Below are 13439 nucleotides of genomic sequence, written 5' to 3'. Positions count from 1 at the left end.
CTATCCCCTGGATGGCGACGGATTACCAAGGAGAAGAAGATGAAACAAACCGTAGCGGCGCTGGTGGCCAAAACCCTGGAAAACGCCGGCGTAAAACGTATTTGGGGCGTCACAGGTGACTCACTAAACGGCCTGAGTGACAGTCTGAACCGAATGGGCACCATTGAGTGGATGCCAACCCGACATGAAGAAGTGGCTGCCTTCTCGGCAGGCGCAGAAGCGCACGCCAGTGGCGAACTGGCGGTGTGCGCCGGCTCCTGTGGTCCCGGTAACCTGCATTTAATTAACGGGCTTTTTGACTGCCACCGCAACCGGGTGCCCGTACTGGCGATTGCCGCGCATATTCCCTCCAGCGAAATCGGCAGTGGTTATTTTCAGGAAACCCATCCTCAGGAGCTGTTCCGCGAATGTAGCCACTACTGCGAGCTGGTGTCGAATCCCGAGCAACTGCCACAGGTGCTGGGCATTGCCATGCGCAAAGCCATTCTGAATCGCGGCGTATCCGTGATTGTGCTGCCCGGTGATGTGGCGCTGCAGCCAGCACCGGAATCCGCACGCGCAGACTGGTATCCGCCGCAGTTGCCGGTCGTGCTACCGTCCGCCGATGAGCTGTCTACCCTGGCGCAAACCCTGAACGGCGCGACCAATATTACGCTGATGTGCGGCAGTGGTTGTGCGGGTGCACATCGTGAAGTCGTCGAGTTGGCGGCGATGCTGAAAGCGCCAGTTGTGCATGCGCTTCGCGGTAAAGAGCACATCGAATACGACAATCCCTATGATGTCGGCATGACCGGGCTGATTGGTTTCTCCTCAGGCTTTCATGCCATGATGAATGCGGATACCCTGGTGCTGCTTGGTACCCAGTTCCCTTACCGCGCCTTCTACCCTGAAAAAGCGAAAATCATTCAAATCGATATTAACCCCGGCAGCCTGGGCTCGCACTGCCATGTGGATCAGGCCTGTATCGGCGATGTCAAAACCACGCTGCGTGCTCTGCTGCCCAAACTGCAGGTCAAAACCGAGCAGCGTCACCTGGACAGTGCACTGAAGCATTATGCCGAGGCGCGTAAAGATCTGGATTCGCTGGCAACAGCCAATGATGACCAGCCGATTCATCCGCAATATGTGGCACAGCAAATCAGTGAGCTTGCCGCCGACGACGCGATTTTCACCTGCGATGTGGGAACCCCAACCGTGTGGGCAGCACGCTATTTGAAAATGAACGGTAAACGCCGCCTGCTGGGTTCCTTTAACCACGGTTCAATGGCAAACGCGATGCCACAGGCGATGGGCGCACAGTCACTTAACCGTGACCGCCAGGTCGTGGCGCTATGCGGCGACGGCGGATTCAGTATGCTGATGGGCGATTTCCTGACTGTTGCCCAGTTGAAGTTGCCGGTAAAACTGGTGATTTTCAACAACAGCTCTTTGGGCTTTGTCGCCATGGAAATGAAAGCTGGCGGTTACCTCACCGATGGCACCGACTTGCACAATCCTGATTTTGCCGCCATTGCTCAGGCCTGCGGCGTGAAAGGCATTCGGGTGGAGAAAGCCTCCGAGCTGAATGGCGCGCTGGAACAGGCCTTTGCTCACGATGGCCCGGTTCTGGTGGATGTGATTACCGCGAAAGAGGAACTGGCGATGCCGCCAGAGATTAAGCTGGAGCAGGCCAAAGGGTTCAGCCTGTACATGTTGCGCGCCATCATAAACGGTCGCGGTGACGAAGTACTTGAACTGGCAAAAACTAACTGGCTGCGGTAAAACAGATGGATGTTACAGGCGGGCTCTCCGCCCGCCTGGCTTTCCGCTGCCCAGGAGCACAATGTGATTGATCTACGCAGTGATACCGTAACCCGTCCCAGCGCTGCCATGTTACAGGCGATGATGACGGCTGAAACCGGCGATGACGTTTATCGGGACGATCCCACCGTTAACGCACTTGAAGCCGAAGCGGCACGACTGAGCGGCAAAGCCGCTGCGCTGTTTTTGCCAACCGGTACCCAGGCCAACCTGGTGGCGTTAATGAGCCACTGCCAGCGTGGTGAAGAGTACATTGTGGGCCAGCAGGCACATAACTATAAGTACGAAGCAGGCGGCGCAGCGGTGCTGGGAAGCATTCAACCCCAGCCCATTCTCGCTGCCGCCGATGGCAGCTTGCCGCTGGATGTGGTGGCCGAATTTATCAAACCCGACGATATCCATTTTGCGCCCACCCGACTGCTTAGCCTTGAGAACACCCATCATGGCAAAGCCCTGCCCGCAGCCTATCTGGAGCAGGCGTGGCATTTCACCCGCGAGCATAAGCTGGCGCTGCACATTGACGGGGCGCGTATTTTTAATGCCGTCGTGGCGCAGCAAACCACCCTTGAAAACCTTGCCCGCTATTGCGATACGTTAACCATCTGCTTGTCGAAAGGCCTGGGCGCGCCCGTGGGTTCGCTGCTCTGTGGCGATGCGGATTATATTGAACGTGCGCGCCGCTGGCGCAAGATGACAGGCGGCGGTATGCGCCAGGCTGGCGTGCTGGCCGCGGCTGGGCTGTATGCGCTGCAACATAACGTTGCGCGTTTGCAGACCGATCACGAGAATGCCGCCTGGCTGGGACAGGAGTTGCAGAAAATCGGTGTCGAGGTGACCGAGCAGCAGACAAATATGTTGTTCGTGCGCGTGCCGTCAGACCAGGTTAACGCGCTGGGCCAGTGGATGAAATCCCATGATGTCCTGATGAGCGTTGGTCCCGTCACCCGAATCGTCACCCATCTGGATGCTGAGCGCCCGGTGCTGGAAAAGGTACTGGCCTACTGGCGGGCGTTTTTAGCGCAGCATCGTCCCGATGCCGCCGTCAACATATCTACCCTGCCGGCGTCCCCTTACGCGGGTCGCTAGATTGGAAGCGCAGTAACCGCCGGTTATTGCGCTTCCCCATATTTTTCCAGCAGCGCCTCCGCAATCGCCAGCGTTTCAGCATCCGCGAACCCCTGATAGTGAGCAGGACGGAAATGCATCTGAAAAGCCGCAATCAGGTTCTGTTGCTCACGCGCCGTCATCCCTTCGGTTACCTGATAACCGTAACGCTGCAAACGATCAAGCAGGAGGGGAACCGGAACGGCTGCTTCACGATCTTGCCCGGCTAAGTAAAAAGCGACGCGTTGCGGATCGGGCCAGGCCCCGATGCCCTGTTCAGCCAGCTGCTGCCACGGAAACTGCGGGCCTGGGTCCTGTTTACGCTGAGGAGCGATATCACTGTGGCCCACGATATTTTCCGGCGCAATACCATAACGTCGGGTGATGTCGTTGATGAGGGCGATGAGGGCGCGGATTTGCCCAGGCGGAAAAGCTTGCCACGTCAGCCCGGTGAGCGTCCGGCGATAGCCGTTATTGACCAGCTCGATACCGACGGATGTGTCATTGATGCGGGTTGCGCCGCGCCAGAAACTTGGCCCGGCGTGCCAGGCCAGATCCGTCTCCGGTACCAGTTGCCAGATAATGCCCTGGCCCTTACGCTGCGGCGGCTGACGGGGAATAAGATAATGGACGCTGACCTCACGATCGGTCAGCGTCGCCAGAGAAGAGGAAAAATCCTCGGCGGTATAATGTATCACCACCACTTTAACCCGTGGTCGCGCGCCCTGTGCAGGGTGACGCAGATCGACCCAGTAGCCTGGTCGCGATTCTATGCCCGACTGACAGCCCACCAGCAGCCAGACCGTCAACAGCAGTAGCAACCGTTTCAACGAATAATAACCGCCGTGCCCGTCACGCTCACCATCAGCATACTGCTGTCTTTACCCACGGTTTCGTAATCGATATCTATACCGACCACCGCATTGGCCCCCAGCGCGTTGGCCTGCTCTTCCAGCTCTTTGAATGCGATCTCCCGCGCCTTGCGCAGTTCTTTTTCATAAGCGCCCGAGCGGCCGCCAACGATATCGCGGATACCGGCGAAAAAATCGCGGAAAATGTTAGCACCGAGAATCGCTTCCCCGGTCACTACGCCACAGTAATCCGTAATGCTGTGGCCTTCCAGCGTGGGCGTCGTCGAAAATTTCATCCTGTTCTCCCGTTGCGTAAACCGACCAAAGGCTCTTTCACCTAAAAGCAGAACTATACTCTATGTTAAAAAGGCACCTTGCCAGAGAACAATAAGGAAATCGAGATGAGAAACAAAGGTTTTGCGCTTTTGCTCCCGGCCGCGCTACTGCTGAGTGCCTGTACGACAGTAGAGCCGGTAACCAAGGATAATGGCCCACGAACCGCCCCTTGCATTGAAGGCGGCCCGGATACCGTGGCACAAAAGTTCTATGATATGCGGATTGAACATCCTACCTCCGGTCTGCCTGATAGCACGACACTGGCAAACTATCGTCCCTACCTGAGCGAAGGGCTTTATCATTCGCTTCAGGAAGCGAGTCAAAGCCAAAATGCCGCCAAATGGCGCAACGGCGATGTGTTCTCCAGCCTTGCTCAGGGGCCCGCTCAGGCTGACGTTGCCGATGCATCAACCATCCCGAACCGGGATGCCCGCAATATTCCGCTACGGGTAAAAATGAGCCGCGACAATAAGCAGTGGCAGGATGAAGTGCTGATGATCCACCAGGGCAGTTGCTGGGTGGTGGACGATGTGCGCTATGTCGCAGAGGGATCGCATCCCGAAGGCGGTTCGCTGAGCCAGATGCTTGAAAAGGCGAAAAAATAAACCCTGTTCGTTCTCACGTCTGATTCACTTTAACGTCTGAAAGCGCCGGCCTGAAGGCCGTGCGTTTTCAGACGGCATCCTGTCTGCTTTCCAGAAACGCCTGCCGGTCACCTCACAACATCTTGTGCTAATCTTTTGGGTGTTTACCGCTTATTCGTAAATTTTAAGCCACCTTAATTGCATAACTATTTTGGTGACGTTAAAATCCGCAAAACTAATAGCTATTCAAAATTGGCGCATGAGTATTCAACTAAACGCGATTAATTGTTTCTACGGTGCTCATCAGGCGCTGTTTGATATCAACCTGGACTGTCCGCAGGGCGAAACGCTGGTGCTGCTTGGCCCAAGCGGCGCAGGCAAAAGCTCGCTGTTGCGTGTGCTGAATCTGCTTGAGCATCCCCGCTCCGGTCAGTTGCACATTGCAGGTAATGATTTCGACTTCAGCAAAACCCCTTCTGAGGCCGCGATACGTGAACTGCGTCAAAACGTGGGAATGGTTTTCCAGCAGTACAATCTCTGGCCGCACCTGACCGTGCTGCAAAACCTGATGGAAGCCCCCTGCCGTGTACTGGGTTTAAGCAAAGCCGATGCCCGGGCCAGAGCCGACAAACTGCTCGATCGCCTGCGTCTCACCAGCTACAGCGACCGCTTTCCTCTGCACCTTTCTGGTGGACAGCAGCAGCGCGTTGCCATTGCCCGCGCGCTGATGATGGAGCCGCAGGTGCTGTTATTTGATGAACCTACCGCCGCGCTGGATCCCGAGATCACCGCACAGATCGTCAGTATCATTCGCGAACTGGCGCAGACCCAGATTACTCAGGTGATCGTCACCCATGAAGTGGAAGTGGCACGTAAAACGGCCAGCCGCGTGGTGTACATGGAAAACGGTCACATTGTGGAACAGGGCGATGCCAGCCGCTTTACACAGCCGCAAACCGAGGCGTTTGCACACTATCTTTCGCACTAAGTCAGGATGCTAACAATGAAAAAAGTCGTACTTGCTGCACTGCTTGCCGGATTAAGCCTGAGCGCTTCCGCTGCCGAAACCATTCGTATTGCTACCGAGGCTTCCTATCCTCCTTTTGAGTTTGTTGATGCGAATAACAAAATTCAGGGCTTTGATGTCGATCTGGCTAATGCGCTGTGTAAAGAGATGGATGCGACCTGTACGTTCACTAATCAGGCGTTCGACAGCCTGATCCCCAGCCTGAAATTTCGCCGTTTTGATGCGGTGATGGCCGGCATGGACATTACGCCTGAACGTGAAAAGCAGGTGCTGTTCAGCAAACCTTACTATGACAATTCTGCCACCTTCGTTGCGCAAAAAGGCAAAGTCGCCAGCATTGAAGCGCTGAAAGGCAAGCGCGTTGGCGTACAGAACGGGACGACCCATCAAAAATACCTGACTGATAAGCATTCGGATATTACCGTGGTGCCCTACGACAGCTACCAGAATGCGGTGCTGGATCTGAAAAATGGCCGCATTGATGCCGTTTTTGGCGACAGCGCAGTCGTCAACGAGTGGCTTAAGCAGAACGCTAACCTGGCCCCGGTGGGTGAGAAAGTGACCGATAAAGACTATTTCGGAACCGGTCTGGGCATTGCCGTTCGTCAGGGAAATACTGAGCTGCAAAGCAAATTCAATGCCGCGCTTGATAAAATCAAAGCCGATGGCACCTACAAAACCATCTACAGCAAATGGTTCCAGCAGTAATTTCTGATGAATGAAATAATCCCGCTTGCAAGCGCCGCCGGCATGACCGTCGGCCTTGCTGTTTGTGCCCTCATCGCTGGCCTGGTGCTGGCGATGATTTTTGCCGGCTGGGAGTCGATGCGGCTGAAGCCGCTGGCATGGATCGGTACCGCTCTGGTCACGCTGATTCGCGGCCTGCCGGAAATCCTGGTTGTGCTGTTTATCTACTTTGGCGCATCACAGGTGTTACTGACCTTATCCGATGGCGTTGTCCTGAACTTCGGCTTTTTCAGGCTGCCGGTTCAGATGCAGATTGAAAATTTTGACGTCAGCCCGTTTCTCTGTGGCGTGATTGCGCTGGCGATGCTCTATGCCGCCTATGCGTCGCAAACGCTGCGCGGCGCGCTGAAAGCCGTGCCGATTGGGCAGTGGGAATCAGGCCAGGCGCTCGGCATGAAAAAGTCAGCGATTTTTGTCCGCCTGATCATGCCGCAAATGTGGCGTCATGCGTTGCCAGGCCTGGGAAACCAGTGGCTGGTGTTGCTGAAAGATACCGCACTGGTGTCGCTGATTAGCGTTAACGACCTTATGTTGCAGACCAAAAGTATCGCGACCCGAACCCAGGAGCCATTCACCTGGTTTTTAGTGGCGGCGGCCATTTACCTGCTGATCACGCTATTCAGTCAGGCCGTGCTGCGTCGAATTGAATTGCGCACTACCCGTTTTGAGCGGGGGGACCGCTGATGCTGCACTATCTACCCGAACTGCTGAAAGGGCTGAATACCAGCCTGAGCTTAACCGCCGCTTCCCTGGTCATCGCGCTGCTGCTGTCGCTGATGTTTACCATCGTGCTGGCCTTGAAAACGCCGCTGTTTTCGCCGCTGGTAAAAGGCTTTATTACCCTGTTTACCGGCACGCCGCTGCTGGTGCAGATCTTCCTGATCTATTACGGACCGGGGCAGTTTCCCAGCCTGCAAACGGTGCCCTGGTTATGGCATCTGCTGTCGCAGCCATGGCTGTGCGCCATGCTGGCGTTGTCACTCAACAGCGCGGCCTATACGACGCAGCTGTTTTACGGTGCCGTTCGGGCGATTCCTGCGGGTCAGTGGCAGTCCTGTGAAGCGCTGGGCATGACGCCCCGGCAAACCCTGCGTGTTCTGCTGCCTTATGCGTTTAAGCGCGCGCTGTCTTCCTACTCCAACGAAGTGGTGCTGGTGTTTAAAGGCACATCACTGGCGTTTACTATTACGCTGATGGAGGTGATGGGGCATGGTCAACTGCTGTATGGCCGAACCTATGACGTCACGGTTTACGCGGCTGCCGGGCTGATTTACCTGTGTGTTAACGGTCTGCTTACCCTCATGATGCGCCTGATTGAGAAACGCGCCCTGGCGTTTGAACGGCGGAATTAATCCTTCGGCAGGGCAACCTGCCTGATTAATTTTATAATCATATTTATTGAATAAAAATTCATTTACTGGCATCGTGTGGCGCATTCACTTGCTGTGTTATTGATGGCTAACGGGAGCCTGTAATGAAAAAATGGATGATTGCCGCCGTACTGGCAAGCCTGGCGGTAAGCGCCCAGGCAGCTGACAAGATTCGCTTCGCCACCTCTGCTACCTACCCTCCTTTTGAATCGCTGAACAGCGACAACCAGATTGTGGGTTTCGACATTGACCTGGCGAAAGCGCTGTGTGCGCAGATGAAAGCGGAATGCTCATTTACTAATACGGCGTTTGACAGCCTGATCCCTTCGCTCAAGTTCCGCCGCTATGACGCCGTCATTGCAGGTATGGACATCACTGCTGAACGCAGCAAGCAGGTTGATTTCACCCAGCCCTATTACGCGAACTCCGCCATCGTGATTGCGCCGAAAGGGAAGTTCAGTTCTGTCGATGCGTTGAAAGGTAAACGAATTGGCGTTGAGAATGGTACGACGCACCAGAAATATCTGCAGGACAAGCACCCTGAAATTACAGTCGTGGCGTATGACAGCTATCAGAATGCCATTCTGGATATGAAAAGCGGTCGTCTTGACGGCGTATTTGGTGACAGCGCAGTCGTCAATCAGTGGTTAAAAAGTAACAGCGAACTGGCCAGCGTCGGTGAGCACGTAACGGATGCAGATTACTTTGGTACCGGCCTGGGCATTGCGGTACGCAAAGGTAATGACCCACTGCGCGATAAATTTAATCAGGCTCTGGCGGCGTTAAAAGCGAACGGTAGCTGGCAGAAAATTAATCAGAAATGGTTCCCTGAATAAGTATTATGGGCCAGCGGCGTGTTCTGCTGACCGGTTCTGCACTGTCCTCAGTTCAGCAGATTACCTGACTGGCCCACCCAGCCGTTGATGCGTCAGTAGCGTCAGCACTTCAAAATGCGCCGTATGCGGGAACATATCGAACAGCTGTACCTGTGTCACATCGTAATCGCTTAGCCGGGCAATATCCTGCGCCATCGTCTGCGGATTACAGCTTGAATAGAGCACATAGTCAGGCGCCATCGTGCGGAGATAATCACACAGCCCCTGTCCAATCCCCCGGCGCGGCGGATTCACCAGCACCAGCTGCGGCACCGCATCACGCTCAGTGGCAAAGGCGGTGGAATCGAGTGCGGCAAAACTGACGTTATCCAGACCCAGCATTTGTGCTGAGCGTTGCGCGCAGGCAATGGCTTCAGCACTGATCTCGATCCCGGTCAGCTGTATCTCTGGTGAAGCGCAATGCAGGCCAAATCCTCCCACGCCGCAAAACAGATCCCACATGCTGGTAATCGGCAGCTGACGCACCCAGTCGCGCGCCGTCGCGTACAGCGCACTGGCCACCTGGGGATTGGTCTGGAAAAAACTTTGGGGCCGTATCCACAGCGGAACACCGTTAAAAACGTCGGCCAGCGACTGCATTGGCGTCAGCGCGATCTCCTCATCCCCTTCCAGAATGGCCATATGCACCGGCTGGATGTTGACTGAAATCACTCTCAGCTGCGGCAACTGCTGCTGTAGCCAGGGCAGTGCGTTTCGCAGTTGCTCCAGCTTGGTGTGCGATCGCAGAACAAAGCGCAGCATCATCCCGCCCTGGGTACTTTCGGTCAGCAGCAAATACTTGAGTTCACCGCGCTGCCGTTCGATGTTGTAAGGGGTTAAGCCTGCGCGCGCGATAAAGGGTTTTAAGCTCGCCAGTACCGGGGAAAAGCTGTCGGGATAGAGCGGACAGGCGCAAAGATCCGTCGCCTCACCGTTACGCTGTACGATACCGAAAATCGGACGCTCAACGCTGCCGCTCACCACCATCTTTGCCTTATTACGGAATCCTTGCTGGGCCGACGTGACCGGCGGCAGCCAGTGTTTAACCGGAAACGCGGCCAGCAGCTGAGTCAGCTGGGACTGTTTCTCATCAAGCTGCTGGGAATAGGGTTTTTCGAGCCACTGGCAAGAGCGGCAACGGTTAGCGTCATAGAGCGCGCAGTGCATGGTAAAGCCTGTGTTAACGGTCGGAAGGGTTGGCGGAGCGCGATTGTATCACCGCTTACGGAAAAATGCGCGGCTGCTGGCGGGGAGAAAAAGCAGCAACAGCACCACCAGATCGGGCAGTTTTTGCAGCAGCGTGCGATGGATAATCTGCAGGTTATTATCCCCTTGAATGCTGAAGATTTCCGGGTAGATCCAGCCGGTGGAAGCCATGAGCATATAAAACAGCACCACGATTTGCGCTACGACAAATCCCCAGCGCCCCCGGTTGCTGCCGCGCATCAGGGTAAAAGCACAACGCAGTTCAAATAAGAAAATGACCTGACTGGCGATAAAGATCAGCGTGGAATCCCATGACTGCGCACTGCGGTGCACAAAGTTGGCTATTTCGGCGTAACCCAGCGCATTAGCCAGCATCAGCACGCTCAGACAGCGCGTGGCAATAATCGCCACGCCAGCCACCGTGACGGGCACCGGGGCTGAGGGTAAAACAGAGCCGTGCTTAAGGGTTTCCGACATGCCTTTTACTCCACCATGACGATAAAGAGGCTGGATTAACCAGCCTCGTCACAGAATGGCAAAAGTCGGCGGTTTTAGCCACGTTTCGCTTTCTGAATATCGCTTATACGCTGCTTTTCTTCATGAGCCATCACGCGCCAGGCAATAAAGCCCACGATGCCCACGACGAACAGGATCAGGGAAGCCAGCGCGTTAATCTCCGGATTCACCCCACGTCGCACCGTGGCGAAAATAGCCATCGGCAAAGTGGTGGCACCCGGCCCGGTCACAAAGCTGGCAATCACCAGGTCATCCAGTGACAGCGTAAAGGCCAGCAGCCAGCCCGTCACAATCGCTGGCGCAATCATCGGCACCGTAATCACAAAGAAGACTTTCAACGGCGTCGCGCCCAGATCCATCGCCGCCTCTTCGATAGATCGGTCCAGCTCCCGCAGGCGCGAGTTAATCACCACCGCCACATAAGCGGTACAGAACGTCACGTGTGCCAGCCAGATGGTGAGCGTACCGCGTTCCGTTGGCCAGCCCAGCGCATTCCCTAAGCCGACAAACAGCAGTAACAGCGACAGCCCGGTGATCACATCAGGCATCACCAGCGGTGCGGTCAGCATAAAGGCAAAGCCGTTATGACCACGAAAGCGCCCAAACCGCACGATAATCACCGCCGCCATCGTGCCCAGCACCACCGCCATCGAGGCTGAAAGCCCGGCAATGGTCAGGCTCAGCAGCACCGCATCGATCATGGCATTGTCCTGAAACAGCACCCGATACCAGTTGAATGAAAACCCTTCCCAGACCGTCACCAGCTGCGAACTGTTGAAGGAGTAAACCACCAGCAGCAGCATCGGCGCATAAAGAAACAAAAAGCAGCAGGCTAAAATCGCCGTACGCCAGGGAGAGCGGATCGTTGGCAGATTGTTCATCCCTTCTCTCCCATTTCACGGTTTTGATGTTTGTGGAACCAAATAATCGGCAGAATCAAAATCAGCAAAATGATCACCGCCAGCGCAGAGGCCACAGGCCAGTCACGATTGTTAAAGAACTCCTGCCAAAGAATACGGCCAATCATAATACTGTCCGGACCGCCCAGCAGTTCGGGGATCACGTACTCGCCCACCGCCGGGATGAACACCAGCATGGAACCGGCAATGATACCGCCCTTTGTCAGGGGCACGATCACGCTGAAGAAGGTTTTCAGCGGGCGCGCGCCCAGATCCAGTGAGGCTTCCACCAGCGAATAATCGATTCGCGTCAGCGCGGTATAAATAGGCAGCACCATAAAGGGCAGATAGCAGTAGACAATCCCGATATAGACCGCCGTATTGGTATACAGAATCACTAACGGATGGTCGATCACGCCCGTCCACAACAGAAAGCGGTTGAGAATACCATTGTTGTTCAGCAGTCCCATCCAGGCATAAACCCGCACCAGAAACGACGTCCACGACGGCAGGATCACCAGTAACAGCAGGACAGAACGCATTGAAGGCTTGCTGTGCGCCACGGCCCACGCCAGCGGATAACCAATCAGCAGGCAGATCACGGTGGAGATAGCCGCCACTTTTAACGACTGTAAATAGGCGTCGATATACAGCGGATCGTCGCTCAGCGTGACATAGTTGCCCAGATTCAGCACCAGGCTGAGTTGATCGTCAGCCCAGTTGACCAGCTCGGTATAAGGCGGAATCGCCCGGGCAATATCCGCGAAGCTGATTTTCAACACAATCAGGAACGGCAGCAGAAAAAAGAGAATCAGCCACAGGTAAGGTAATGCAATGACGAGCTTGCGCCCGTGCTGCATCTTTATGCGCGTTGCCCAGCGCTGCAACGGCGTACCGAGCAGCTTAGCCGGGGCTTTCGTGCGTTGAAAAATCTGGTTCATCGCGCCTCCTTAAACCGTCAATACCACGCAGCTGTCACTGTCCCAACACAGACGCACTTGATCGCCCCAGGTCGGTAACCCTTTGCGGTAGCGATGTGCATTTTGTAGCTGGGCACTGAGCATCTGGCCACTGTGCAGGCGAACATGGTAAATGGAGAGATCGCCCAGATAGGCAATGTGGACCACCTCACCGTCAGCAAAGTTACAACCATCGGCAGGCACGTCTTCGCACAGCATCACTTTTTCAGGGCGCAGGGCGACGTGAACCGGCACGTTATCCACCACCGATACATCTGAATCGACTTTAAGAGGATGCTTCAGGCCGGGGCTGTCAATCACCAGACCGTCTTCCTGACGTTCGCGCAGCAGGCCTTCAAACACGTTTACCGAGCCGATAAACTCGGCGCTGTAGCGGCTGGTAGGATGCTCGTAAATCTCTTCCGGCTCACCGATCTGCACGAATTTTCCGCGGTTCATGATGGCAATACGTCCTGCCATCGTCATGGCTTCTTCCTGATCGTGCGTCACCATTACACAGGTCGCCCCAACGCGCTCCAGAATGTCCACCACTTCCAGCTGCATGCGGTCGCGTAGCTTTTTGTCCAGCGCCCCCATAGGTTCATCCAGCAGCAGCAGTTTCGGCCGCTTCGCCAGGCTGCGCGCCAGCGCCACGCGCTGACGTTGACCACCCGAAAGCTGGTGCGGTTTGCGTTTGGCAAATTCCTGCATGTGTACCAGCGACAGCATTTCTTCGACGCGTTGGGTGATTTCCCCTTTTGCCAGTTTGTCCTGCTTCAGGCCAAAAGCAATGTTCTGCTCTACCGTCATATGGGGAAACAGCGCGTAGCTCTGGAACATCATATTAATAGGACGTTGATAGGGCGCGACATGCGACAGATCGTGACCATCCAATACAATCTGGCCGCTGGTGGGCTGTTCAAACCCTGCCAACATGCGTAACAGGGTTGATTTGCCACAGCCGGACGCGCCGAGCAGGGCAAAAATCTCGCCTTTATAAATGGTCAGGCTGACGTCGTCCACGGCATGCTGGCCGTCAAAGGATTTGGTCAGATTACGAATTTCCAGCAGCGGCGTTAACGCTTTTGCTGTTTTATTTTGCGGGCGAGGGATGGCATCGTTCACGAATGTAGTTCTCCGGAGCCAGGCGGAACAACGCGGCAAA

Annotated in this window: 15 protein-coding genes; 8 read left to right on the top strand and 7 right to left on the bottom strand. The window is 55.4% G+C overall.

Going from position 1 to position 13439, the window contains the following annotated elements:
* Positions 1–39 precede the first annotated feature (39 nt).
* Both poxB and ltaE read left to right on the top strand, forming a co-directional pair.
* Complete coding sequence (gene poxB / locus CMR03_RS17965; RefSeq protein ID WP_096012216.1) at positions 40–1761, top strand: ubiquinone-dependent pyruvate dehydrogenase; 1722 nt, start codon at positions 40–42, stop codon at positions 1759–1761.
* A 63-nt stretch (positions 1762–1824) separates the two neighbouring features.
* Positions 1825–2886 (top strand): low-specificity L-threonine aldolase, encoded by a 1062-nt coding sequence (gene ltaE, locus CMR03_RS17960; protein WP_244181396.1) that lies wholly within the window; start codon positions 1825–1827, stop codon positions 2884–2886.
* Positions 2887–2909: 23 nt separating this feature from the next.
* Here the strand turns inward: ltaE and CMR03_RS17955 are convergent, their stop codons facing one another.
* Both CMR03_RS17955 and CMR03_RS17950 read right to left on the bottom strand, forming a co-directional pair.
* Complete coding sequence (locus CMR03_RS17955) at positions 2910–3734, bottom strand: N-acetylmuramoyl-L-alanine amidase (protein ID WP_063881141.1); 825 nt, start codon at positions 3732–3734, stop codon at positions 2910–2912.
* A complete protein-coding gene (locus CMR03_RS17950) occupies positions 3731–4051 on the bottom strand; it encodes a heavy metal-binding domain-containing protein (RefSeq protein ID WP_096012214.1) in 321 nt (106 codons plus the stop codon). Before CMR03_RS17950 ends, CMR03_RS17955 begins: the two co-directional genes overlap by 4 nt.
* A 105-nt stretch (positions 4052–4156) precedes the next feature.
* Between CMR03_RS17950 and CMR03_RS17945 the strand changes: the two genes are divergently transcribed.
* The 6 genes from CMR03_RS17945 to artJ (CMR03_RS17920) all read left to right on the top strand — a co-directional run bounded on the left by CMR03_RS17945 (position 4157) and on the right by artJ (CMR03_RS17920) (position 8655).
* A complete protein-coding gene (locus CMR03_RS17945; protein ID WP_096012213.1) occupies positions 4157–4696 on the top strand; it encodes a lipoprotein in 540 nt (179 codons plus the stop codon).
* A gap of 238 nt (positions 4697–4934) precedes the next feature.
* Positions 4935–5663, top strand: coding sequence for an arginine ABC transporter ATP-binding protein ArtP (gene artP, locus CMR03_RS17940; protein ID WP_096012212.1), 729 nt, complete (start codon positions 4935–4937; stop codon positions 5661–5663).
* Positions 5664–5678: 15 nt separating this feature from the next.
* Positions 5679–6410: an arginine ABC transporter substrate-binding protein gene (artJ, locus tag CMR03_RS17935; RefSeq protein ID WP_063878927.1), complete on the top strand. Its 732-nt coding sequence runs from the start codon at positions 5679–5681 to the stop codon at positions 6408–6410.
* Positions 6411–6416: 6 nt separating this feature from the next.
* Positions 6417–7133, top strand: a complete 717-nt coding sequence (artQ, locus tag CMR03_RS17930; RefSeq protein WP_096012211.1) for an arginine ABC transporter permease ArtQ — start codon at positions 6417–6419, stop codon at positions 7131–7133.
* Positions 7133–7801 (top strand): arginine ABC transporter permease ArtM, encoded by a 669-nt coding sequence (gene artM / locus CMR03_RS17925; RefSeq protein WP_096012210.1) that lies wholly within the window; start codon positions 7133–7135, stop codon positions 7799–7801. Before artQ ends, artM begins: the two co-directional genes overlap by 1 nt.
* Positions 7802–7923: 122 nt before the next feature.
* The gene (artJ, locus tag CMR03_RS17920) at positions 7924–8655 is read left to right on the top strand and encodes an arginine ABC transporter substrate-binding protein (RefSeq protein ID WP_096012209.1); all 732 of its coding nucleotides are present in this window, start codon (positions 7924–7926) and stop codon (positions 8653–8655) included.
* Between the two features lie 60 nt (positions 8656–8715).
* Here the strand turns inward: artJ (CMR03_RS17920) and rlmC are convergent, their stop codons facing one another.
* The 5 genes from rlmC to potG form a co-directional block, all read right to left on the bottom strand.
* Complete coding sequence (gene rlmC, locus CMR03_RS17915) at positions 8716–9861, bottom strand: 23S rRNA (uracil(747)-C(5))-methyltransferase RlmC (RefSeq protein ID WP_096012208.1); 1146 nt, start codon at positions 9859–9861, stop codon at positions 8716–8718.
* Positions 9862–9909: 48 nt separating this feature from the next.
* Positions 9910–10377 carry a YbjO family protein gene (locus CMR03_RS17910; RefSeq protein ID WP_063878922.1) on the bottom strand — a complete coding sequence of 156 codons (468 nt, stop codon included), beginning with the start codon at positions 10375–10377 and terminating at the stop codon, positions 9910–9912.
* A 74-nt stretch (positions 10378–10451) separates the two neighbouring features.
* Positions 10452–11297, bottom strand: a complete 846-nt coding sequence (potI, locus tag CMR03_RS17905; RefSeq protein WP_096012207.1) for a putrescine ABC transporter permease PotI — start codon at positions 11295–11297, stop codon at positions 10452–10454.
* Positions 11294–12256 carry a putrescine ABC transporter permease PotH gene (potH, locus tag CMR03_RS17900; RefSeq protein WP_063878920.1) on the bottom strand — a complete coding sequence of 321 codons (963 nt, stop codon included), beginning with the start codon at positions 12254–12256 and terminating at the stop codon, positions 11294–11296. The genes potI and potH overlap by 4 nt, the downstream gene beginning before the upstream one ends.
* A 9-nt stretch (positions 12257–12265) precedes the next feature.
* The gene (gene potG, locus CMR03_RS17895; RefSeq protein ID WP_063878919.1) at positions 12266–13399 is read right to left on the bottom strand and encodes a putrescine ABC transporter ATP-binding subunit PotG; all 1134 of its coding nucleotides are present in this window, start codon (positions 13397–13399) and stop codon (positions 12266–12268) included.
* Positions 13400–13439: the final 40 nt, after the last annotated feature.

The organism is Pantoea allii (genome assembly GCF_002307475.1).
GTDB classification, from domain to species: domain Bacteria; phylum Pseudomonadota; class Gammaproteobacteria; order Enterobacterales; family Enterobacteriaceae; genus Pantoea; species Pantoea allii.
The sequence above is the reverse complement of the archived record's forward strand: the minus strand, read 5'-3'. Positions and strand labels throughout refer to the sequence as shown.